Origin of the sequence: Massilia horti, from assembly GCF_004614195.1 — a bacterium.
GTDB classification, from domain to species: domain Bacteria; phylum Pseudomonadota; class Gammaproteobacteria; order Burkholderiales; family Burkholderiaceae_D; genus Telluria; species Telluria horti.
Map to the genome: position 1 here is coordinate 14693 of NZ_SPUM01000069.1, position 21880 is coordinate 36572.

At 61.3% G+C, this 21880-nt stretch carries 18 protein-coding genes, 2 tRNA genes and 2 pseudogenes; 15 read left to right on the top strand and 7 right to left on the bottom strand.

Annotated features, from left to right (window positions below; all coding sequences use genetic code 11):
* Window position 1 precedes the first annotated feature (1 nt).
* The gene (locus tag E4O92_RS11360) at window positions 2–1225 is read right to left on the bottom strand and encodes an FAD-dependent monooxygenase (protein ID WP_135189889.1); all 1224 of its coding nucleotides are present in this window, start codon (window positions 1223–1225) and stop codon (window positions 2–4) included.
* Between the two features lie 109 nt (window positions 1226–1334).
* Here E4O92_RS11360 and E4O92_RS11365 point away from each other — a divergent pair.
* Window positions 1335–1410, top strand: a tRNA-Phe gene (locus E4O92_RS11365).
* A 109-nt stretch (window positions 1411–1519) separates the two neighbouring features.
* Here E4O92_RS11365 and E4O92_RS11370 read toward each other — a convergent pair.
* Complete coding sequence (locus E4O92_RS11370) at window positions 1520–2740, bottom strand: DUF1444 domain-containing protein (protein ID WP_135189890.1); 1221 nt, start codon at window positions 2738–2740, stop codon at window positions 1520–1522.
* Window positions 2741–2831: 91 nt separating this feature from the next.
* On the opposite strand from E4O92_RS11370, the gene E4O92_RS11375 reads away from it, so the two are divergent.
* The 4 genes from E4O92_RS11375 (at window position 2832) to gdhA (ending at window position 6745) form a co-directional block, all read left to right on the top strand.
* Window positions 2832–4079 carry a GNAT family N-acetyltransferase gene (locus E4O92_RS11375; protein ID WP_135189891.1) on the top strand — a complete coding sequence of 416 codons (1248 nt, stop codon included), beginning with the start codon at window positions 2832–2834 and terminating at the stop codon, window positions 4077–4079.
* An 87-nt stretch (window positions 4080–4166) separates the two neighbouring features.
* On the top strand, window positions 4167–4979 hold the full coding sequence (locus tag E4O92_RS11380) for a mechanosensitive ion channel family protein (protein WP_135189892.1): 813 nt from the start codon (window positions 4167–4169) through the stop codon (window positions 4977–4979).
* Between the two features lie 93 nt (window positions 4980–5072).
* A tRNA-Phe gene (locus tag E4O92_RS11385) sits at window positions 5073–5148 on the top strand.
* A gap of 253 nt (window positions 5149–5401) precedes the next feature.
* Entirely contained in the window at window positions 5402–6745 is a 1344-nt protein-coding gene (gene gdhA, locus E4O92_RS11390; protein ID WP_135189893.1) for an NADP-specific glutamate dehydrogenase, read from the top strand.
* Window positions 6746–6972: 227 nt separating this feature from the next.
* Here gdhA and E4O92_RS11395 read toward each other — a convergent pair whose 3' ends face one another.
* Window positions 6973–8160, bottom strand: a complete 1188-nt coding sequence (locus tag E4O92_RS11395) for an extracellular catalytic domain type 1 short-chain-length polyhydroxyalkanoate depolymerase (protein ID WP_135189894.1) — start codon at window positions 8158–8160, stop codon at window positions 6973–6975.
* A 17-nt stretch (window positions 8161–8177) separates the two neighbouring features.
* Complete coding sequence (locus E4O92_RS11400; RefSeq protein WP_135084415.1) at window positions 8178–8594, bottom strand: ribbon-helix-helix domain-containing protein; 417 nt, start codon at window positions 8592–8594, stop codon at window positions 8178–8180.
* Window positions 8595–8739: 145 nt separating this feature from the next.
* Here E4O92_RS11400 and E4O92_RS11405 point away from each other — a divergent pair.
* The 3 genes and pseudogenes from E4O92_RS11405 to E4O92_RS11410 form a co-directional block, all read left to right on the top strand.
* Window positions 8740–8833, top strand: a pseudogene (locus tag E4O92_RS11405) (Glu/Leu/Phe/Val dehydrogenase dimerization domain-containing protein); the annotation flags it as partial.
* Entirely contained in the window at window positions 8798–8926 is a 129-nt protein-coding gene (locus tag E4O92_RS25335; protein WP_267873787.1) for a hypothetical protein, read from the top strand. The pseudogene E4O92_RS11405 and the gene E4O92_RS25335, both read left to right, overlap by 36 nt.
* 377 nt (window positions 8927–9303) lie before the next feature.
* A complete protein-coding gene (locus E4O92_RS11410; RefSeq protein ID WP_206076849.1) occupies window positions 9304–10101 on the top strand; it encodes a PEP-CTERM sorting domain-containing protein in 798 nt (265 codons plus the stop codon).
* A 134-nt stretch (window positions 10102–10235) separates the two neighbouring features.
* On the opposite strand, the gene E4O92_RS11415 is transcribed toward E4O92_RS11410, so the two are convergent.
* Both E4O92_RS11415 and E4O92_RS11420 read right to left on the bottom strand, forming a co-directional pair.
* Window positions 10236–10868 (bottom strand): DUF5610 domain-containing protein, encoded by a 633-nt coding sequence (locus E4O92_RS11415; protein ID WP_135189895.1) that lies wholly within the window; start codon window positions 10866–10868, stop codon window positions 10236–10238.
* A gap of 270 nt (window positions 10869–11138) precedes the next feature.
* Window positions 11139–12770, bottom strand: coding sequence for an outer membrane protein assembly factor BamB family protein (locus E4O92_RS11420; RefSeq protein ID WP_135189896.1), 1632 nt, complete (start codon window positions 12768–12770; stop codon window positions 11139–11141).
* Between the two features lie 323 nt (window positions 12771–13093).
* On the opposite strand from E4O92_RS11420, the gene E4O92_RS11425 reads away from it, so the two are divergent.
* The 5 genes from E4O92_RS11425 (at window position 13094) to E4O92_RS11445 (ending at window position 17752) form a co-directional block, all read left to right on the top strand.
* Window positions 13094–13684 carry an outer membrane beta-barrel protein gene (locus tag E4O92_RS11425; protein WP_135189897.1) on the top strand — a complete coding sequence of 197 codons (591 nt, stop codon included), beginning with the start codon at window positions 13094–13096 and terminating at the stop codon, window positions 13682–13684.
* Window positions 13685–13992: 308 nt separating this feature from the next.
* Window positions 13993–15378: an alpha/beta hydrolase family protein gene (locus E4O92_RS11430; protein ID WP_135189898.1), complete on the top strand. Its 1386-nt coding sequence runs from the start codon at window positions 13993–13995 to the stop codon at window positions 15376–15378.
* 3 nt (window positions 15379–15381) lie between these two features.
* Window positions 15382–16614 carry a sensor histidine kinase gene (locus tag E4O92_RS11435; protein WP_135189899.1) on the top strand — a complete coding sequence of 411 codons (1233 nt, stop codon included), beginning with the start codon at window positions 15382–15384 and terminating at the stop codon, window positions 16612–16614.
* A 1-nt stretch (window position 16615) separates the two neighbouring features.
* A complete protein-coding gene (locus E4O92_RS11440) occupies window positions 16616–17386 on the top strand; it encodes a LytR/AlgR family response regulator transcription factor (protein WP_135189900.1) in 771 nt (256 codons plus the stop codon).
* A gap of 36 nt (window positions 17387–17422) precedes the next feature.
* Window positions 17423–17752, top strand: a complete 330-nt coding sequence (locus tag E4O92_RS11445) for a YnfA family protein (protein ID WP_135189901.1) — start codon at window positions 17423–17425, stop codon at window positions 17750–17752.
* Here E4O92_RS11445 and E4O92_RS11450 read toward each other — a convergent pair.
* Window positions 17730–18653 carry a cytochrome P450 gene (locus E4O92_RS11450; RefSeq protein ID WP_135189902.1) on the bottom strand — a complete coding sequence of 308 codons (924 nt, stop codon included), beginning with the start codon at window positions 18651–18653 and terminating at the stop codon, window positions 17730–17732. The two genes, E4O92_RS11445 and E4O92_RS11450, sit on opposite strands and share 23 nt — an antisense overlap.
* Here E4O92_RS11450 and E4O92_RS11455 point away from each other — a divergent pair.
* Window positions 18625–18849 (top strand): annotated as a pseudogene (locus tag E4O92_RS11455) (LysR family transcriptional regulator); the annotation flags it as partial. The gene E4O92_RS11450 and the pseudogene E4O92_RS11455 sit on opposite strands and share 29 nt — an antisense overlap.
* A 101-nt stretch (window positions 18850–18950) precedes the next feature.
* The gene (locus E4O92_RS11460; RefSeq protein WP_229483257.1) at window positions 18951–21773 is read left to right on the top strand and encodes a TonB-dependent receptor plug domain-containing protein; all 2823 of its coding nucleotides are present in this window, start codon (window positions 18951–18953) and stop codon (window positions 21771–21773) included.
* Window positions 21774–21880 lie beyond the last annotated feature (107 nt).

Genomic DNA, 21880 nt, shown 5'->3' on the forward strand with positions numbered 1-21880 from the left:
CTTACTTGCCCATCGCATGCGCCATCAGGCGACGCTTAACAATCGGCAACTTATCCAGCAAGTTTAATCCCAAATTGCGCACAACGCGCAGGGGTTCGAGATTGGCGCTGAACAAACGTTCGAGGCCATCGGTGGTCAGTTGCATCAGCAGCACCTCTTCCTTGCGCGCCCGGGCGTAACGGGCCAGTACGCGCTCATCACCGATGCTACGCTGGTCCTCGCGCTCGTGGATGACCTTGAGCAAGTCAACCACGTCGCCAAAACCGAGGTTCATGCCGTGCCCGGCAAGCGGATGCACCGCATGCGCCGCGTCGCCGATCAGCGCCACACGGGGCGCGACGACCGAATGCGGGCGCACCAGCGCCAGCGGCACTGCCTTGGCCACTTCCGGCTGCAGCGGCTTGAGCGGCCCCAGCTTGTTCTCCGCATACTCGCCCAGCCGGATCGCCAGTTCGCCGAGCGACTCGTCCATCAGGATATCGGCCAGCGCTTCCGGCGCCGACCACACCAGCGATACGCGCTGGCCCGGCAACGGCAGCAGCGCGATGATGCCCTCGGAACAGGTGAACCACTGGTAGGCGACGCCGTGGTGCGGCTTGTCGCACGAAAAATTGGCGACGATGGCGCGCTGGTGATATGTGCGGTAATCCATGCCGATGCCGCACTGGCCGCGCACCCACGACTCGCGCCCGTCCGCCCCGATCACGAGCGTGCTCTCGATCGCGGTGCCTGCCTCCAGCTCCACCCTGGCGCTGTCCTGCCCGGCCACCAGCCTGCTCGCGCGGCCGCTCACGAACTGCACGTTGTGCGCGAACTTGAGCGCGGCGTCGAGCGCCTGGTTCAGGTTGCTGTCTTCGACGATCCACGCCAGCGTGCCAACGTGGGCACCGAACGCGTCGAACATCAGGCCCCCGGCATGGGCGCCGTCGCCGCTGATCACCATCGAGTCGATCGGCGCCACGCGCGCCAGGTCGAGGGCGCCCCACACCTTAAGCGCGGTCAGCAGATTGTGCGCCGTGTGGTTGAGCGCGTAGACGCGCACGTCCCATGGTTTGTCGCCGGCTGAACTGGCGATAGCTGGCGCCGGCCGCGCGGGCGGAGCCAGCAGGGTCACGGTGTGCCCGGCCTGCGCAAATCCAAGGGCCGCAGTCTTTGCGATCGCGCCATTGCCAACGATGCAGACGTCGCTGCGGTACTGTACGGGGATCGGGGATGATGTGGTCATGTGCGCATTATAACGAGAGTCGCGCTGCGCCCGCGCTCGCCGCCTTTGGCAAAAAATCAGGCGAGGACTTGCAGAGCCGGAATTCGGTGGCTATAATCATGCCTCTCTTGGCCTGGTAGCTCAGTTGGTAGAGCAGAGGATTGAAAATCCTTGTGTCGGTGGTTCGATTCCGCCCCGGGCCACCAAGAACATACTTTACAGAACGCCAACCCATGCAGGTTGGCGTTTTTGTTTCCGGGACAGGAAGTCCGACTGCCCGGTAGATTCCCGGTCCGGCAGAGCAATCGGATCTGGCTATGCGGTCTCGCGCTGCTTTGCCGCGATCATCTCATCGAACAGGGCCGCAGGGAAAGCCGCGACCTGGTAGCGTGGCGGAAAGACGGACATTTCCTGCAGCAAGTTGGCGTGGCGCTCCAACAGCGTTTGCCAGTCAACGAGGACGAAATCGAAGCCTCCATCGGTCCTTGGCCGCCCCAGTGCAACGAAATCAGTCTTCGGCAGCATGCCGGCGGTGACTTCCTCGTTCCAGGTGCAAAAGGAAACGATGCGTCCGTCTTTTTTCATGGTGCTGAACGAGGCGACGAAGATATCCTGGCCGTCACGCTCATGGGCTTTTTCCAACTGTTGCTGCTGGTCCGCATAATCCGACATGGCAACGTCGCGTTCCATTGCGCGCAGGCTTTCGCGCACTTGGGCATCCTGCGGTTCATATACGTCCAGCCTGCCATCGACGACCTTGTACATTGCCGTCGAACACCAGCGGCTCGAATCCTGCAGCGCCTGGCCCGCCAATGCCAGCATTGCGAGCTGCGCTGCGGCGTTGTTATCCGGCGCCAGCAGCAGCGTTTCGCGCGTGGGGATCATGACGACTGGGTCTCCGCTGGCGACACCCCGGAACAGCAAGTCGGGAAGCAGAATACGTGAGCTGTCATAGGCATCGAGCCAGTTGCTCCGGGTGAGCCCGGGGGCGCCTTCGATGGCGCAGAAATTGTCGATGCTCCGGTTGCGCAGATTGTCCATCGCCGCTTCCAAGGCCGTCTCGAAAGTCACACCCCACTCCTTGAGCTGCGCCTCCATGACGATACTCAGCGACTGCTCTGCGTCGAATGCCAGCGCCAGCACCACATCAGGGCCGAAATCGCGATAGGCCAAGCCGCCTTCGCCACGCTTGTCCAGCGGCGTCTCGCGCATCACGTAATCGAGCAAGGACTTCCTGCGCAGGACAGGCAGCAGAAACGACCTGACCTCTTCAAACGTGAGAGGCGCCACAGGCGGGTTCAGCATGCCTTCGACAAACTGGGCCATGACCTTTTCCCGCTCTTTGCGCGGCGCATTCTTGAAGGCGTGATAGGCATTGTGCAAATTGAAATAGTCACTTTCGCTTATCCGCAAGCGGAAGTTTTCCAGGTCAAGCACTAGCTTCAGCCCAGGCTTGGTCGCCTGCATCGACTTGCCGATCTTGCGCGCAAAGCGCTCGGGCGTAAGCTCAAGGCCTAGCCATTCCCTCCAACCCATCAGTTCCTCCTGTTGTGAACAGATAATACTGTAGAGTGCATGAGCGTCCTTGGGAGCAATTTTGCTCTATTTCTAGCTCACATCCCACAAATTGCAGCATTCTCGTCCGTTCGATTGGGCGAGCTCAGACAGTACGCACTCAAAATCCTGTACCGTCAGCACTCCAGCTTCTTGGAGATCTGCTATGGAAACGAAATATATCGCCGATGCTGATCTGAAGAACTGTTATTCGAGCAACAAACCAGGGGAAACCACGCAGGACGGCTTCACGATCTACGAGAACGCTATTCCCAGCTTTGTCGAACCCGCACTGGAGGACTTGTACGAATCCATCTATTGCACCCTCGCCCGCTTCCACATTTACGACCCGCCTACCGCCGTCCACACCTACGTGGCGCGCGCCAAAGGCGAGATTCGCGCCATTTTCCTGTTCCGGCACCACTGGGGCGAGATACAGGTACTGAACCAGCAAATCACCGTGAACGAAGATGAACTTGCCCGATTTGTGCGTGCGGTGTTTGCGCGCTACCGGTCGGCCAGGCTGATTTCGTTCTACGCCATCGAAGCAGCGCAAGGCCGCCTTCCTTTCGTGCACCAGCGATACGTGGCCCTGGAGGAGCACGTCCTCCAGTTACCGGCAACCGCGGAACAATACTTTGGCCGCATGAGCGCCAATTTCAGGAGCTGCCTGCGGCGGGCCGAAAAAAAGATCCGGCGCGCTTTCCCTTCGTTCGAGATCAAGGTGCTCGCGCCATCCCAGGTCACCGAAGAAGTCGTTCGCGAACTCATCGCGTTTGCCGGCGCGCGGATGGCCGTCAAGCAGCAGCGCACCTACATCGGCGAGCACGAAGCGATCAACCTGATGCGGCTGATTCAAAGCCACGGGTACATGGTCGCCGCTTCAATTGAAGGCAAGCTGTGCGCAGGCAGTGTGTGGTACATGGTGGGCGGGCGCGGCTTCATGCACGTCAACGCACACGATCCCCGTTTCGACCAGTTCATGCTGGGCAATCAAGTTTTGCTGCACGGCGTCCTTCATTGCATCGAGCGCGGCGGGCGCGAATGCTGGCTGATGGGCGGCTTTGGCACCCACAAGGCAAAGTTCCGGGCGGCGCCACAATACCTGGAAAGCGTTCTCATCTACCGCTCCCGCCTCGGTTACCTGTGCCATTGGCGGCGCGCGGGTGCGGCGGCCGGCAAGATTGTGTTGCAGCGGCTGCGCGCCCGGCTGCGGCACAAGGCAAGCGGCAACGGGCCCGGGGCGCGCTTCTTCGTGCTGTGCCTGCAGCTGTGCCGCTCGCTGAAACGGCTGGGCCACGCGGACCCGCAAATCTCATAACGCGAACCCGGCGGCAGCGGTCAGGTCAAACACCGGACTTGCGAGGTTTTCGATTGAAAACGTTCAGCCAGGTTTGAGGAGAACGACATGCCACAAATTACCAGCTGGGGCTCCGCACTCATCACATCGCTTTCCAACGCGTTTGCCCTGTTCTTTGCCGCCATTCCCAGGATCATCGCGTTTATCATCATTCTCGCCATTGGTTGGGCCATCGCGACGCTGATCGGCAAGGGCCTGCGCGCGGTCCTGCGTGCGATCCACTTCGACGGCTTTGTCGAGCGTGCCGGGCTGGGCGGCGCCGTCCAGCAAGTCGGCGTCAAGGACGCATCGAGCCTGCTCGGCCTGATCACCACATGGTTCGTGCGCCTGATTGTCCTGGTGGTCGCGTTCGACGGACTTGGCCTGCCGGCGGTATCGGACATCCTGCGCCAGCTGCTGTTGTGGCTGCCCAACCTGTTCGTGGCCCTGGTGACCCTGGTGATCGGCGGCCTTGCCGCCAATGCCCTCTCCCGCGTGGTCGAGGCGGCCGCCACCAGGACCGACATGACGCGGCCGGACATCCTGGCGCGCGTGGCCAAGGTGGCCGTGTGGGCATTCGCGATCATCATCGCGATTAACCAGATCGGCGTGGCCAGCACCTTGATGAACATCCTGTTCCTGGCGGTGGTTGGCGCGGTCGCGCTGGCACTGGGCTTGTCGTTCGGCCTGGGCAGCCGCGACACGGCCGGCCTCATCGTGCGCAACTTCTACGAACGCAACCGGCAACGGACGGGACAGTTCGTCGGCAGCGCGATCAATGCGGCCAACGAGCCGCCCGTGGCCCGCCCCCTGTTCGAAGGCGACCAGCGCCGCGGACTGCCCGACCGCAGGAATCCGCCCGGGCGACGGGCGACGACCTGATGCGTTGATGGGTCCGGACCAAGCCGGCGTTTTTGCGCCGGATGTGAAAATTTGCTTGCCTCTGGCGCAAGGCTGGCTATAATCATGCCTCTTGGCCTGGTAGCTCAGTTGGTAGAGCAGAGGATTGAAAATCCTTGTGTCGGTGGTTCGATTCCGCCCCGGGCCACCAGGAATCTGCGAAACGCCCACCCACCCAGTGGGCGTTTTTGTTCCGGGGTTCGCAAACAGCCACGAACTGTTTGTCAGAAGGCACGCGGGTGCCCCTGTCATGACGCCCCTTCCTCCGGTCTAGCGGTCGCGCCCGCAGCTTGATGCTGCCGGGCGAACAGAAATCGATTTTTTGAAATCGTTTCCACGCACTCCCTCGCTCGACCAGCAGCGTCATCGCATCCGCCTTCACCTTCCGAACTCTGGGACTTACCATGAAATACGCTTCTGTACATCAGTTTTTGCAGCACGTTGCCGATCGCAACCCTGGCCAGCCTGAATTCTTGCAGGCTGTCACCGAAGTCATGGAAAGCCTGTGGCCGTTCATTGAACGGCATCCGAAATATGCCGAGCAAGGCCTGCTGGACCGCCTGGTCGAACCCGAGCGGGTGGTCATGTTCCGCGTCTCATGGGTGGACGATCACGGCCAGGTGCAGGTCAATCGGGGCTACCGCATCCAGCACAGCATGGCAATCGGCCCCTACAAAGGCGGCCTGCGCTTCCACCCCTCCGTTACTTTGTCGGTACTGAAATTCCTGGCGTTCGAACAGACGTTCAAGAATGCGCTGACGACCTTGCCGATGGGCGGCGGCAAAGGCGGGTCCGACTTCGATCCGAAGGGCAAAAGCCCGGGCGAAGTCATGCGTTTCTGCCAAGCCTTTGTGAGCGAACTGTTCCGCCATGTCGGGGCAGACACCGACGTTCCCGCTGGCGACATCGGGGTCGGCGGCCGCGAGGTGGGTTACATGGCCGGCATGATGAAAAAGCTCAGCAATCGCGCCGACTGCGTTTTCACCGGCAAGGGCTTGAGCTTCGGCGGTTCGCTGATCCGTCCTGAAGCGACTGGATACGGCACCGTGTACTTCGCACAAGAAATGCTCAAGACCCGCGGCCGCTCGTTCGACGGCCTGCGGGTCAGCGTGTCCGGTTCGGGCAACGTGGCGCAGTATGCCGTGGAAAAAGCGATGGCGGTCGGCGCCAAGGTCATCACGGTATCGGACTCGAGCGGGACCGTCATCGACATGGATGGCTTCACCCCCGAGAAGCTGGCTGTCTTGATGGAGGTGAAGAACCATTTGTATGGCCGCGTCAGCGATTACGCCCAGCGCACCGGTACCCATTTTGAAGCAGGGGTGCGTCCGTGGCACGTTCCCGTGGATGTGGCATTGCCTTGCGCCACGCAGAACGAACTGGATGCGGACGACGCCGCGACCCTGATCAGGAATGGCGTGCTGTGCGTGGCGGAAGGCGCCAACATGCCCTCCACGATCGAGGCCGCCAAAGCGTTCGAGGCTGCCGGTGTGCTGTATGCGCCAGGCAAAGCCAGTAACGCCGGCGGCGTCGCCACTTCGGGGCTGGAGATGAGCCAGAACGCCGAGCGCATGGGCTGGCCACGCGAGGAAGTGGATGCCCGCCTGCTGCAGATCATGACGGGTATCCACGCAGCTTGCCTGCGGTACGGCGCACGCGCCGACGGCAGTATCAGCTACGTGGACGGGGCGAACATTGCCGGGTTCGTCAAAGTGGCCGATGCCATGCTGGCCCAGGGAGTGATCTGAGCGCGTTGGGCTGGCGAGGAGACTGGGCCTTGCGGCTGCTTACGCATTGAGCGGATTGCCGCGAATCAACCGCGGTAGGCCGGTCATCAGATGGCAAAATTGCTCGGGCCGATGGTGCCAAGCTGTCTTAGCAAAAACGCCAACCCATGCAGGTTGGCGTTTTTGTTTCCATCAGAAATCCGCGCGTCCGGTCCATCTCCGGACCGCCCGGGCGGATGGGGCGGCGCTCAGTCCACCTGGCCAAGGAAAAACCGCAGCATCTCCGCGGACGCCTTCGGCCCGCCCGGATCCGTGTACGACCCGGCGGGGCTGCCGCCCGACCAGGCATGGCCCGCGCCATGCAGCTCCCAGTATTCCGCGACGCTGCGGCCAGCGCTGTCCAGCATCGCCGTCTTGGTGTAGCCGCGCCCGTCCCCGTCCACGGCGCGTTCCTGGAGCCGGCGCAGCGGTTCAACGGGCGAACCCGGCGCTGGGTGCAGGAACTGCTCCAGCACGGCATCGCCATTGCCTGAGTGCACGATATCGTCGCGGTCGCCATGGAATACGATCACCGGCACCCGCTGGCACAGTCTGCCGGCTGTCCTGCCCGCGCCGGCCGGCCCCTTCTTCTTCATCGCCGCCAAACCAGTGATCAGGTCGCGCGCCCTGCCGACCGGAAGTCCGGAATGGACGCCGACCGCGGCATACAGCTCGGGATAGGTCGCAGCCATGATCGCGGCCATCGCCCCACCCGCCGACAGCCCGGCCACGTATACCCGCGCCCGGTCGGCTTGCTGGCTCTCGATGACCTCCCGCGTCATGCCGGCGATCAGGGACGGCTCTGCGCCGTCGCGCTCCTGGTGGGCCGCCTCGAACCAGTTCCAGCAGAGTGAGGCGTTGGCATCGCGCGCCTGTTCCGGGTACAGCACGAGACAGCCGCGCTCCTCGGCCAGGGCGTTCATCTCGGTGCCGGCGGCAAAATCATCCGGGTCTTGCGTGCAACCATGCAACATCACGATCAACGGGCGCGGCCCCGAAGCTGGGGCTGAGGGCACATAGAGCTTGTACCGGCGCGTGCCCGCCGCTGTACTGAACGATCCTTGCAGGAATTCGCCCGGCGCACGAGGGTCGCGCGCGGGAATGCCGCTCCGCTTGCGCCCCGGCACCGTCCAGCGCGCGCGCCGACCGCCTTTCGGCACCGCGCCATCGCCATGCCGGAAGGCCTCGACCCACTCAGGCACCGGGTTCACGTCGATCAAGTCCGCTTGGGCGGCCGCCGTTTCCTTCGCCGCCGTTCCCTTCGATACTTGCGCGGGAAGCAGGCCGGAGTCCCTGAGCGCCTTCTGGATCACGCCGGTGGCCGCATGCGGGTCTTTTGCCTGGGCCAGGCGTGCCGCTTCCATCATTTGCCCAAGAAAATGTTCAAAGGATTTCATGGTTCTATCCCGATTGGTTAAGTGTGAATGCGGTCGGCGAGCGCGGCCTTGACGGCGGGCGACGCGATGAATGCACCAAGTACCCGGATCGATGCGATGGCCGCCCTCGCGAGCTCTGCCGTCACATCGTCCTCCACAGTGGCCAACCCGAGCACATGGATTTCCAGTTGCTCGCCAGCGGCTACGACGCGTTCGAGCTCGGCGCGAGAATAGCGTTGCAATCCCATCACAAAACGCTTGCGTAGCACTGTGTGTCGGATCGCTTCCGCGTGCTGCTGCAACTGGTTACGGACGGCCGTGCGGATGAAATCCGTCCGGTTGGTGTAAAACCCCTCTTCTACCAACAAGTCCATCTGGGCAAGGTCAACCAGGCCGAGATTGACCGTAACCTTGTCGGTATCCGGCAGTTTTGCCTTGCTGTCTATGAGTTTCATTGATTTATCCTCCCGTGATACTCCATCTGGCGTATAAATAGCGGAGGACAAGGGGGGCGTGGTGATTTTTGTGCGCTGCGACAGCGACAGGGTTGGCAGCGGGAAAATGTGCCGCGTAAGGCGCTCTGCGCTTCCACCCCTCCGTTTGGCGTTCGAGCAGACGTTCAAGAATGCGCTGAGGACCTTGCCGATGGGCGGTGGCAATGGCGGGTCCGACTTCGATCCGAAGGGCAAAAGCCCGGGCCGACGGCAGTATCAGCTACGTGGACGGGGTGAACATTGCCGGGTTCGTCAAAGTCGCCGATGCCATGCTGGCCCAGGGAGTGATCTGAGCGCTTTCGGCTGGGGAGGAGCGCTGGCTTTTCGGCTTGCCTTCAGGTCGCTCGGGAGATGCGGCTCCTTGTTGACAGCTCAGTAGATAGCGCTAAGGATTGAAAATCCTTGCGTCGGTGGCTCGATTCCGCCCCGGCCCATCAAAGTGTCAAAGCAAAAACGCCACCTTCGTGTGGCGTTTTTGCTTTCCACATCCGCAAATCTTAACGAATATGAATTTGCCAGCAGTCCGCCAGCTGTCGAAAAAGTTCACACCTTGCTGTCCGTCGGCTCATTGCTCCCTTAAAAATCAATTGCTTAGTTTGTTGGCGTGAATATTGCTTACAACTGCGAACCGACTGTCACTCAGTCAGTCGACCACAATTAGGGAGAACTCATGACCATGCAACGCCTTTGCGCAACGTTGTTTCGCGCAATCCCCGCTTTAACCTTGGTGCTTGCCGCCGGCGCGGCCAGCGCCGATCCGATCTACTGGACCGACTGGATCGGCGCCGACACCGACCCCGGCCCCGGGTTCATCGGCCATGGCAACATCACCACCCCGACCGCCACCGTCAACGTCACCTACACCAATGCCGCAGGCATTGGTTTCTACCAGTCCAGTGGCGGCATTGATTACTGGACTCCACGCACTCCCGGGACGAACTCGCCTTACACCAGCGCCCAGGTCGACAACCCTCCTACCGGCACCGATATCATCGCCCTGCGGTACGCGGGCGACCAGACGTTGACGTTCTCGCAGTCGATCGTCAATCCGGTATTCGCTTTTGTCAGCCTGAACGGCAACGGCTATGCCTTCCTGAACCAGGATTTCGAGATCCTCAGTTTCGGCGCCGGCCTTGGGGCCGCCGCGCCCGGCAACCACAGCTGCGGCTATTGGGGCTGCGGCACCGTGTCCAAGCAGGTGGTCGATCTCGGCGGCGGCAACATCGAATACCGGCTGATCGGCACCGGCGAGCCGCACGGCGCCATCCGCTTCACCGGCACATTCGACTCGCTGACCTGGCGCAGCATGACCAGCGAGTACTGGAATGGCTTCACCGTCGGCGTGCAGAACACGGCGAACGAGGCGAATCCGCCGACCGGCGTGCCGCTACCGGCCACTTGGCTACTGATGGTCGCCGGCGGCGCCGGACTGCTGGCGTCCCGGCGCGGCCGCAAGACGAGCCTGTAAAGCAGGGGATTGAAAATCCAAAATCCTTGTGTCGGTGGTTCGATTCCGCCCCGGGCCACCAAATAGGTCTTAAGCAAAAACGCCAACCCTTACAGGTTGGCGTTTCTTCTTTCCGACGCCGCTTTCGCACTGAATCAGGACGATGCGACCGCATCCGACGGTGCCGCCAGCGAGACCGTGTCACCCTTTGGCATGCCTTCATTTTTCCAGCGATCGAACTCGGCCTGAATGAGTGCATGGGTTTTCTGGCTAATTTCCGGCAAACTCCCGCCGAGAAAGTCTTGCGCGTCCTGGAAGCCTTTTTCCACTGCGGCGCGAATGGCATCGAACTTGGACGGATCGGCGCCGATGACCGCTTTGGCAAAGCTCAGGATGCGTTCGGCGGTTTTTTCCGCGCTAAACTCGCCGCCATCCGCAATGGCTGCCTTGGCGGCCTCGATTGTGGCAGGATCCGCGCTCAGCTGCTGTTCGCCGCCGGCCACCTTGGCAAAGTTCAGCCCTTGCTGCTCCACCAGCGACCGAATCAGGTCGATGACCGCTTGCGCCTTGCGGTCGGATTCCTCGAGCATTTTTGCAAGATCGGACTGCGCGACCTTGCTGCTGCGTGGGTCGGCATACGTTAGCGGCTGCGCCTGCTGCTCGCCCAAGGTCACTTTGTCCTGGACCGGGAACTCCGTTTCTTCTCTCGCGCCGGTGACCGCCGGTTGCGCCCTGCCGGCCGGGAGCGTCGCTCCCTGCCGGGTGACGCCGGAAACATTCAGGCTCATGAGCGCTCCTCATTAGTTGATAACACGGACACCCCTGGCAATGTGCAAGCAGCCCACATGGGTCCATGCCGGCTTTCACTGCCCCTGATTGTCAATATCGGACAACGAATCAAAAACTGAAGGTGCTTGGAAAAATATTGATAGAACGGCGAGTGCGGCAGCCCGGTGGTTCGGTTCCGCCCCCGGCCACCAACGCTTCAAAGCAAAAACGCCAACCCTTGCAGGTTGGCGTTTTTGTTCATGCGGATAGAAAGTCTGTTTCGTAGCGGTCTATTTAAGGTTGATCGCGACGATCTTCGACGGACCTTTGATATACAAGATGCCGTTGGCCGACAACGCCAGCTTCCCCGCGGCCTGGTAGCTCCACACCTTCGCGTGGGTGGTGCGGTCGATGGCGTAGGTGGTGGTGGTCGTGCTGACGAAGACGAGATTCTTGGTCAACAGCACATCGCTGTCGAACGTGGGATCACTGGCCGGCGCCGCCCAGCTCCACTCGATACCGCCATCGGACTCCCTCCGCACTTCCAACTGCTTGGTTGTGTTGTTCGCAGCAAATAGATAGCCGTCGGCGTACGCGGGGTTACCCGGGAAGATACCTTTGGCGCTCCAACGCACCGAGTTGTTGATGGTATCGAAGGCGACGATGCCGTTTTCCGGATTGCTCAGGTTGCCCGCGTAGACGATGCCACCGCTGCCGACCACAGGTGCGCCGCCAACATTGTAGCCGTTCCATGTGTAAAGCGGATCAGCGATCGTCGCTTGTACCGTGCCGGTGAGCGGCTCCTGCACCCGCAGGCGGCCCGCCATATATGTGTACATATTTTGGTTATCAAACGCCGGCGTCCAGCCATCGTACTGATCCAACCTGAAAAAATAGTTCTGGGCCCCCGTCGCCGCACTGAACGAGTACAGCCCGCCATAGGTGCCGCCGTCCGTATAGACATTTTCATTGAACACGGTCGGAGCCAGATAGTGCTCCCACTGCGAGCTCATCTGCGTTTTAAACAACCGGGTACCGGTCGCCGCATCGAATCCAAACATCGCCGTTGATTGTTGCGAGCCGGCCGACGCAAACACCCGTCCGTTCGCATACGCAGGCGGATTGGTCGATGGGTAAGTCAGGTCCTGGAATGAATAGCTCCAGAGTTTGGCGCCATCGGCTTCGCTATAGGCCGTGATTGACGGATCGCTCGGACCAAAAGAGGTGCCATTGGTCACATACAATCGTCCGGCGCCTGTGGCGATCGTGGACAGTACGATCTGGGTACCGCCGATGGCCGGCGCATTTAGCTTCCAGCGCGCAGTGAAGGCGCTCGGATTGAGGGTGACAGGCACGTAGCCGTTATGCTGGGCATTCGCCTGGAACGTTCCCCAGTCCGGGGCGCCAGCAAGCGCAGCCAGCGGGCTTTGGTTGTACGCTTGCACTCCCCCTTCCGGCGCAAGCACTTCGACCGAGTACGGCAACTTGAACGGCGCACCAGCCAGTTGCGCGTTGCAGTTGGGATCGTTGCAGACGTTGAATGTGATATTGCCAGTATAAACACCCGGCTTGGCCGTCGCCGACGTCTTGATCTGCACGCTAATGCTACCGTCGCTTTGCTGGGTAGTCGTAATCTTTGGGTCGATCACATCCGCGTCCGGCACCAACTTCAAGTAAGCAATCCCTACAAAAGGCACCGTCTGTTTCGCCGTCAGGCTGACATTAACGGGATAACCGGCAACCCAACTGGCCGTCACGGTGGCCGGGCTCAGGGTATAGGGAGGCGGAACCTCGACGGGCGGCGGCGGCGGCGGCGGGGGCGGCGGGGGAGTTGTACTGCTTCCGCCGGACCCGCCACCGCAGGAGATGAGCGCCAGTGCAAAAGCAATGGCAAGTGTGATCCTTCCAGGTTTGATTGTCATCCCAATGAACTCGTTGTGGTAAGTAAAATTTTTTTACATTCTAAATTGGGAATGATAGTAATGCAGCTTCCCACTTCGATTCTCGCGCTTTGTCATTTCGTTGCGCCAACAATTCGCCCTCCTCCAGGTTTTTCCAACGCCGACTCCCGCCAGTAGGGGTTTTCGTTTTCCAGCACCCGCGATTTGTTGGACGGTCTATTTCCCATGTCCGGAACGCCAGCGCGTACTCCCGTAACAATTATTTGTGAATTCTTATTGCATTTAGTTGCCTTGTGGCAATTTTATATATACACTGCGGCCTCCTATTGACTACCAGTATTCACATGAAAAAGATTGTATTTGCCCTGGCCGCCATTTTTGCAACGGTCGGTACCGCCCAGGCTCAAAACGTCGCGGCAGCACCGGCACAGAAGCCGTTGCGCTTCGTCGTGGGCTTGGGTGGAAGCTTCGGCGGCGACGAACTCGCGACCGTCGACTACACGAACGGCATCAGCCAAAAGATCACGGCCGGCAACGGTGTGTATCTCACCGCCGGTGCGGATTACCGCGTAAGTCCCGAGTTTTCGATCCAGGGCACCCTTAACTTCCACGTGAACGACACCAACGCCAGCAACGGCAGTGTCAAGTTCCAGCGCTTCCCCATCGAAGTTCTCGGCTATTACCACGTCAACGACCAACTGCGCATTGGCGGCGGCGTGCGCTACACCAGCAGCCCGAAACTGAGCAGCAGCGGCGTCGCGGCAGGCCTGGACGTCAAGTTCGACGACACCACCAGCGGTGTGGTGGAAGGAGAATACTTCTGGACCCCGAACTTCGGCATGAAGGTGCGATATGTGAACGAAACGTTCAAGGCGCACGGCTATAAGGACACGAAAGCCAACCACTTCGGCATTTCCGGTAACTTCTATTTCTAAGTTTCGGAAATCTCGCCCCGGGCCACCGGGAATGTAGAAGCAAAAACGCCAACCCATGCGGTTGGCTTTTTTTCGTTCTGCGGGAGATATCCTCGATGTCAGTCGTTCGATTCCGCCGCAGCTTGCCATGGACGACGTCCTTAACCATTTCAGCTCGACGGATAAAGGTTAATGCGGCATTCTTATGGAGTTCATGACAAGCTGACGTCATCTCATGACAGAAAACGCGCCACACATCCCATCGACAGGCCGGCCGCGGCAAGCACGTCTACAGTGACTCCCCTCCAAACCACAACAACAGGATTTCCATGAAAACGACGCTTATTGGCTTGGCAGCGGTAGCTGTAATGGCGAACAATCCGGCGCGTGCCGAAGACGCCGAGGGTTACTGGAGCGGCACCATTGCCAATTCCCTCAAAGTCTTCGTTCAATTCAGCAAGCCAGCGGACGGGCCCTGGCAGGCGACTCTGTCCGTCCCCCAGCAAGGCCTGGTGACCAAGGTGGAGAACGTGGTGGTAACGCCGGATCAAGTCAGCTTCGCGCTGCCCAAGCTCAATGCCAGTTACGCGGCGCACTGGAACGTGCAGGATAAAGCCTGGGTCGGCACCTGGACCCAGGGCCGGTCCACACCATTGATATTCAAGCGCGCGGACCAGCAAGCGCTCGCTGCGCTCAATCCGAAGCGGCCGCAGGAGGAGCAGATCGCCGCCCGCGCGCCAATTTACACCAGCAGCGAAGTCAGCTTCGCCAACGACGCCGCCAACGTCAAGCTGGCCGGCACCCTCACCGTCCCGCAGGGAACAGGTCCATTCCCGGCGGTGGTGCTGGTCCACGGCTCCGGTTCCCACACGCGCGACGAAGAAGTATTTGGCCACAAGGTCTTCCTGGTGCTGGCCGACCACCTTGCCCGCCAGGGCATCGCCGTGCTGCGCTACGACAAACGCGGCGTCGCCAAGTCCTCCGGCAACCTCAAGGACGCCACCACGCTGGACCTGGCCGCCGATGCCGAGGCGGCAGTCCGCTTCCTGCGCGGTCGCGCCGAAATCGACACCAAACGCGTCGGCCTCATCGGCCACTCGGAAGGCGGCCTCATCGCGCCGCTGCTGGCCTCGCGCGATCCGGCGCTCGGTTTCGTGGTCATGCTGGCCGGCCCCGGCGTGCGCGGCGATCGCCTGCTGGTAGAACAGGTGGCCCTGATGTCCAAGGCGCAGGGCGCGCCTGACGCGGCCGTCGCCAAGCAGCGCGCGCTCAATCAAGCCCTGTTCGCCGCCTTCGTCGCGGAACCGAAACTGGAAGACGCAACGAACAAGGCCGCCCTCATCTTGGACGAAGCCGAACGCAAAGGCGACGTGCCCGCCGGCCAGGGCAAGGTGCTGCTGCAACGCTACGCGACACCGTGGTTCCACGCCCTGCTCCGCTATGACCCGGCTCCCGTGCTGCAGGCCGTCCAGCAGCCCATCCTGGTATTGAACGGCGAGCTCGATCTGCAGGTGCCGGCCGCCATGGATTTGTCCGCGATCCGCGCCGCGCTGCAAGGCAATCCGCGTGCCGTCGTGAAGGAAATGCCGAAGTTGAACCACCTGTTCCAGACCGCCAGGACCGGCTCGGGCGCCGAGTACGCCGAGATCGAGGAGACGATGGCACCGATCGCGCTATCCGCGATCAGCGACTGGATCATCGCGACGGCCAGGTAGGTCATGCAAGACACAGCCCATCCACCGGCCGGCGCTGACCGGCCGCTCCCGCACAGCATGGCAAACAAGCTGGCCGGCTGGGCCAGCGTCGCGCGCCAGTATCCGATCTTCAGCAGAACCTGGTTCAGCTACCGCATGCGTTCCTTTATTGCGCCGATGGTCGTGCTGGCGCTGTTCCTGGCGCTCGTCGCCGCGCTCGCGCGCACGGACCCGAACGCGGCAGGCTTGAATGTCGCACTGTTGTCGACCTGGCTGGTGATGGCGCTCGCCCTGTCGTTGGGACGCGCGCTGGCAGTGCTCGTATGCAGGCAAAAATGGACGGCGCCGCGCGAGGCGGCCGGCATCGTGTGCGCACTGCTGTTCGGTGTCCTGGTGACGCTGCCGCTGACGCCCTTCACTAAAACCGATAAGCCAGCAGCCCCGGGGCACGTTGCGACCGAACATGAGATCGAACAGGCACGCGAAAACCGCCTGTACAATCTGGCCTTCTGGTTGCCCGCGCTCATGTGGCTGGGCGGTGGCCTCGATCTGGTGGCCTATTTCAAGCAGCGCCGCATGCTGCGCGAGGCCCGGTTGCTCGAACAGGTTGAACGCTACAAGGACGAGCGCAACGAAGTGGAGATGCGGCTGTCCGTGCTGTCCAGCCAGATCGAGCCGCACTTCCTGTTCAACACTTTGTCGGGGGTGCGCGCGGCCATGCTGTCCGACCCGGCCCGGGGCATCGTGATGATCGACCACCTCGTCGACTACCTGCGCTCGACGATACCGCAACTGCGCGCCGACCGCACCCATCTGTTCGTCGCGCTCGGTTCGCAGCTCGATTCGGCGCAAGCCTATCTGGGCGTCATCCAGGCGCGCCTGCCGCGGCTGAGTTTTTGCATCGAGTGCCCGGCCGAGCTGCGCGATCTTGCCATTCCGCCGCTGATGCTCATTTCCCTCGTCGAAAACGCCGTCAAGCACGGCATCGAACTAAAGAAAGGTCCCGGAATGATACGAGTGGCAGCCGCGCGCGCCAATGTTGGCGGCGCGCAGGTGCTGGAACTGTCGGTCGCGGACGACGGCGTCGGATTCGGCGCGGCGGCGGCCGGCAGCGGCATTGGCCTGACTAATATCCGCGAACGCCTGAAGCACCTGTATGGCGGCGATGCCGCGCTGACCCTGCGCGCCGGCGACACGGGCGGGGTTGTCGCCACCATCGCCCTGCCCATTCGCGCCATGCCGAAAGAAGGCGCCTGACATGCCGACCGCTATCATCGCCGACGACGAGGACCTGCAGCGCAATGAACTGCGGCGCCTGCTCGAACAGGTCTGGCCCGAACTGGAGATCGTCGCCTGCTGCGAAGATGGCAGCGACACGCTCGATGCAATCGCCCGGCTGCGCCCCGATGTGGCCTTCCTCGATATCCGCATGCCCGGAATCAGCGGACTGGACGTCGCCAGCGCCAGCGCAGGTGCCTGCCACATCGTCTTCACCACCGCCTACGACAGCCACGCGATCGAAGCCTTCGGCCTGGGCGTCGTGGATTATCTGCTCAAGCCTCTCACGCAGGAACGGCTGCAGCGGACCGTCGCGCGCCTGCGCGAGTCCATGGCAAGCGCTGTGGGCGGAGCGGACCTGCTTAAGGCGATGACCGAACTTGAACGTCGTCTTCGCGCGGCTGCGCAGGAAGAGCGCATCCGCTGGATCAGCACAACTTCAAGCAGCACGATCAAGATTTTCCCGATCGATGAAGTACTCTTCTTTGAATCCGATTCACGCTATACGCGAGTGGTCAGCCCTACCGACGAGGGCTTGGTTCGCAAGCCACTCAAGGAACTGCAAGCGGGCCTGGACCCGGATCAGTTCTGGCAAATCCACCGCGGCACGCTGGTGTCCGTGCGCGCCATCGCCCGTGCGCGCCGCGATGAGTTGGGCAACATCACGGTCGAACTGCGCGGGCATCCGGGACGGTTGAAGGTCAGCCAGACCTATGCGTGGCGCTTCCGGGGTGAAGTATTCTTTCGATGAAACGGCACCCGACGAATAACACTTCAGGACATACAAATGTTTTCCTTAGCCAAGCTAAGTACACTGTTTTTCATTACGGCCGTTGCTGAAATTGTTGGATGCTACTTGCCCTGGCTGGTGCTAAAACAGGGCAAGACGCCATGGCTCCTGCTGCCGGCGGCCGCATCACTGGCCTTGTTTGCCTGGTTGCTTACCTTGCATCCGACTGCCGCTGGTCGAACCTATGCCGCATACGGTGGGATGTATATTGCGGTTGCGCTCCTTTGGCTGCGTTTTGTCGACGGCGTGGCCTTGACCCGCTGGGATGTGACAGGAGCGGCCATTGCGCTGGTAGGTATGGGAATCATTGCCCTGCAGCCAAATTGAACTGCCCTGTGAGCCTTAGCCGAAGCGGCGTCTTCGGCCGCAAGGTGATATGGAACGCCGCCTCGGGCGCTGTCATTCCAACCGGTACCGCCACCGCGAAGCGCTGCAAGAACATCGCTGCGACAACCGTCATCTCGGCCATCGCCAGATGCTGCCCCAGGCACACGCGCGGGCCGGTGCCGAACGGCATGAAGGCGCCACGCGGAATGTCCGATCCCCCGCTCGCAAAACGCTCCGGACGAAAAACGTGCGGGTCCGGAAACCACCTTGGATCGTGCTGTAGTCGTTGCACTGGTATGGAAAAAATCGTTCGGGCGGGCAGTTGCCAGCCTCCCAGCGTGATCGGACGAATGGACCGACGTGTCATGAGCATTGGCGCAGCCGGATACAGGCGTAGCGTTTCCTGCAGCGTCTGAACGAGATAGGTGAGCGAAGGCAGATCTTCCGCCATGGGCGCCCTGCCCCGCAGTACCGCCAGAACCTCTTGTCGCGCCGCCGCCTGAGCCGCTGGATTGGCGGCCATGCACCATGCCCACCAGGTCAAGGTGGCGGCCGAGGTCTCGTGCCCGGCAAGGAATGCGGTCATGCATTCATCGCGCACCGCTTTCAAAGGCCAGGACTGAGGATCTTCGCGGTGCAGTGCCAGTAATCGGCTGAGCAGATCATTGGGCCATGCGGTGGCCGCCACAGCGAGCCGTGCCTGGATATATTTGTCGATCAGCCGATTGAGAGCGTCGTTTGCCTGTCGCTTGGTCCGCTTCCACGGCATCCAATCGGGCCAGCTTGCCGGCCAATACATTTCGGCATTACCGGCAACGGATGAAACGTGGACGGCCTGTTGCGCAATGCGCGCGTCCTCGTCGAATTCGCGCCTGGGGATCGTGTGCCTGTCGGATTTCATGACGTTGCAGGATCGCCACAGTGGGCGGCTGGTGCAGTTGTTTGCGAAGCAGACACTTGACGTGCGCCAGTCGATCAATGCGGTCCACTACCGCAACACGACGCTGGCATCACGGATCACCTGCTTTGTCGATCATGTGGTCAGCATGCTACGAAAACAGCCGTTCGAAGAACCAAATTTGCAACAACTAAATTAGCAAGAGAAAAAACTATTGATTTTGCGCAATTTATTAAATTACTATCTCCTCTGAGTCTGCCGTACATACAAGTAACTACAACATCAACGGAGGAGAGAGCTTTGCAACACAAGACAAAACTGAACAAGAATGTGATGGCCGCAGCACTGGCCCTGGCATTTTCGCAAGCCGCGTTCGCACAGCAAGCGCCTGTAATTGAAGGCAAGATCCAGCGCGTGGAGATCACCGGCTCGAGCATCAAGCGCACCGATCTCGAAGCAGCCGGCTCGGTCCAGGTGATGACCCGCGAGGACATCGAGCGCACCGGCGCCACGACCGCGCTGGAAATCCTGCGTTCTTCGGCCGCGACCTACACCGACCTGAACTCGGCCACAGCCAGCTCGGGCAGCTTCGCCACCAACGCGTCGGGGGTCGACATGCGTCAACTCGGCAAGGTATCCACGCTGGTGCTGGTCAACGGTCGCCGCATCGCCCAGTACGGCCTGGCCGACAATGCGCGAGAAAACTTTACCAACCTCGACGCCATCGCTTCGGAAGCGATCGAGCGCATCGAAATCCTGAAGGACGGCGCTTCCGCAATCTACGGCTCCGACGCCGTTGCCGGCGTGGTCAACCTCATCCTGCGCAAGGAATTCGTGGGCACCAAGCTCAAGGCCAACTACACGATGGCCGACGGCTTCAAGGACTACCGCAGTCGCAATGCCAGCGGCCTGTTCGGCTACGGCGACATCGACAAGGACGGCTTCAACACCTACATCAGCGTCGAAGCCTACAAGCGCGACGGCTGGAGCCGAGGCGACATTCGCGACCACTATCCGGACTGGCACCGCCAGTCCCCGGGCCGCTCGACCTGGGATACCCCGGCCGCGAACCTGTACTCGCCCACCGGCAACTATTTCGTGAACGGCGCCCCCGAGGCCGCGAAAGGCTGCCCGGCAGAAAATCTCGCTTCAAACGGCAAGGACAAGCAGCAGTGCAATTGGGATTCGCTGCCCTATGACGGCCTGACCACGAACAACAAGCGCTGGGCAGTGGCGAGCAACACCCACTTCCGCATCGGTTCGTCCATCGACGCCAACTTCGAAGTCACGGCAGCTGGCGCCACCAGCGCCTACATCGTGGCGCCGTTCGCCACCCAAAACCAAGGCACCACCAGCTCCAGCAGCATCTGGTATGACGTGATAGGCGGCAAGATGGTCGGCCCGTACTCGTACCCGAAACTGCCGGTGGGCCACCCCTACAACCCGTACAGCACCGCGACCGAAATCCGTGCGCGCCTGATGGATACCGGTAACGGCTTTAACTTCAACAGCACTGATTCCGATCAGCAGCGCGTGATGCTGGCCCTGAACGGCACGCTCGGCAACTTCGACTGGAAATCGGCTGCCGGCATCATGAACTCGTCGGCTTCGAAGGCCACCCGCGCCGTCAGCCAGAAGGGCTACACCGACGCCATCGTGAACGGCACCTACAAGTTCGGCCAGCAGAACGATAAGGCACTGCTGGAATCGATGTTCCCGATCCGCACCACCAAAGGCAATGCGCGCATCAGCTTCATCGACGGCACCATCACCGGCCAAGTGGCCCAGCTGCCGGCTGGCCCGCTGAACGTCGCAGCGGGCGCCGATATCCGCCGCGAACATTACGATATGTCGAGCTCGGACAACGTGCTGCACGGCGAACTGGTGGGTGTCTTCGGCCTGCAGGTCAATGACACCGTCAACCATTATGCGCTGTTCACCGAAGCGAACATCCCGGTGGTCAAGGGCTTGGAACTGAGCGCTGCCCTGCGCGCCGACAAGACCGACAATGCCAAAGGGCACGTGTCGCCGAAGCTCGGCCTGCAATTCAGGCCCGTGGACAGCCTGCTGCTCCGCGCCACCGCGTCTGGCGGCTTCCGTGCGCCGAACATCGTGGAATCGGGTAACGGCCTGGGCCGCAGCTCCGTGACCAACAGCTTGAACGATCAGCGTCGCTGCCCGATCGCGAACCAGCTGAACGATCTGGTACAGAAGGCCCCGAATGCGACCACCACCGACAAGACCCTGGCCAACACCTACCGCAACGCCGATTGCTCCGGCTCGCTGCCAAGCTTCGTGGCCTCGAACCCGAACCTGAAGCCGGAAACCTCGCAGTCCTTCACTGCGGGCGTAGTGTGGGAGCCGGTGAAGAACACGACCTTCGCGCTGGACTACTACAACATCAAGCGCAAGGATGAAATCGGCACCCGTTCGGTCACCGACATCCTGAAAGGCGAAGCGTCGCTGCCGGCTGGCCAGCTGATCCGCGTGGACAACACTACCGCCGACAACGAATTCCTGGCCCTGGTGAAGAAGTATGCGCCGAACAACACCATCAACTTTGGTGGCATCGGCAAGATGGGCATGGTGTACAACCCGTACGTCAACAGTGGCAAGACCAAGCTCTCCGGCCTCGACTTCGACGCCGCCACGCGCTTTGACCTGAAGGAGTGGGGTGTCCTGCGCCTGCGCCTGGAAGGTAATTACACGCTCAATTACCAGACATTCAGCGAAGCGGACAACGCGTACACCAAGGACCAGTCCGGCACCTACGACTTCGGTATGAAACTGCGGGTGAAAGCGCGCGCCGCCTGGAAGAAGGGCGCCTGGGATAATGGCATGACCCTGAACTATCTCAACGGCTACAGCACCAACAGCATCGGTTCGCCGACCTACTGCGTGACGAATAAGGTCGCGGATGAGAACATGGCTGCCTGCCAACGCGTCAAGCCGCGCCACACCCTGGACTACAACCTGACTTACACCGGCATCAAGAACACCAGGCTGAGCCTGTACGTCAACAACATCCTCGATGAGGACCAGCCGATCAACTGGCGTGGCGGTTGGGATGGAGCGGCGCCGCAGCTGCGCACCATTGGTTTTTCCGCTGCTTACACCTTCTAAGCTAGCGTAAACCAAAAGGCCAGGCTTCATGCCTGGCCTTTTTTTATGACAGTGTCCCGTCCTAAAATCGGTTGTCATGAGTTCGCCTTGTCCAAGGAGAGCGAGAT

What these genes read in the sequence shown, in the direction of transcription:
- E4O92_RS11450 (WP_135189902.1), bottom strand. Translation starts at nt 18,653, where the DNA reads ATGAAATCCGACAGGCACACGATCCCCAGGCGCGAATTCGACGAGGAC.
- gdhA (WP_135189893.1), top strand. Translation starts at nt 5,402, where the DNA reads ATGAAATACGCTTCTGTACATCAGTTTTTGCAGCACGTTGCCGATCGC.
- E4O92_RS11440 (WP_135189900.1), top strand. Translation starts at nt 16,616, where the DNA reads ATGCCGACCGCTATCATCGCCGACGACGAGGACCTGCAGCGCAATGAA.
- E4O92_RS25335 (WP_267873787.1), top strand. Translation starts at nt 8,798, where the DNA reads ATGGCGGGTCCGACTTCGATCCGAAGGGCAAAAGCCCGGGCCGACGGC.
- E4O92_RS11425 (WP_135189897.1), top strand. Translation starts at nt 13,094, where the DNA reads ATGAAAAAGATTGTATTTGCCCTGGCCGCCATTTTTGCAACGGTCGGT.
- E4O92_RS11380 (WP_135189892.1), top strand. Translation starts at nt 4,167, where the DNA reads ATGCCACAAATTACCAGCTGGGGCTCCGCACTCATCACATCGCTTTCC.
- E4O92_RS11395 (WP_135189894.1), bottom strand. Translation starts at nt 8,160, where the DNA reads ATGAAATCCTTTGAACATTTTCTTGGGCAAATGATGGAAGCGGCACGC.
- E4O92_RS11445 (WP_135189901.1), top strand. Translation starts at nt 17,423, where the DNA reads ATGTTTTCCTTAGCCAAGCTAAGTACACTGTTTTTCATTACGGCCGTT.
- E4O92_RS11415 (WP_135189895.1), bottom strand. Translation starts at nt 10,868, where the DNA reads ATGAGCCTGAATGTTTCCGGCGTCACCCGGCAGGGAGCGACGCTCCCG.
- E4O92_RS11410 (WP_206076849.1), top strand. Translation starts at nt 9,304, where the DNA reads ATGACCATGCAACGCCTTTGCGCAACGTTGTTTCGCGCAATCCCCGCT.
- E4O92_RS11430 (WP_135189898.1), top strand. Translation starts at nt 13,993, where the DNA reads ATGAAAACGACGCTTATTGGCTTGGCAGCGGTAGCTGTAATGGCGAAC.
- E4O92_RS11370 (WP_135189890.1), bottom strand. Translation starts at nt 2,740, where the DNA reads ATGGGTTGGAGGGAATGGCTAGGCCTTGAGCTTACGCCCGAGCGCTTT.
- E4O92_RS11420 (WP_135189896.1), bottom strand. Translation starts at nt 12,770, where the DNA reads ATGACAATCAAACCTGGAAGGATCACACTTGCCATTGCTTTTGCACTG.
- E4O92_RS11435 (WP_135189899.1), top strand. Translation starts at nt 15,382, where the DNA reads ATGCAAGACACAGCCCATCCACCGGCCGGCGCTGACCGGCCGCTCCCG.
- E4O92_RS11360 (WP_135189889.1), bottom strand. Translation starts at nt 1,225, where the DNA reads ATGACCACATCATCCCCGATCCCCGTACAGTACCGCAGCGACGTCTGC.
- E4O92_RS11400 (WP_135084415.1), bottom strand. Translation starts at nt 8,594, where the DNA reads ATGAAACTCATAGACAGCAAGGCAAAACTGCCGGATACCGACAAGGTT.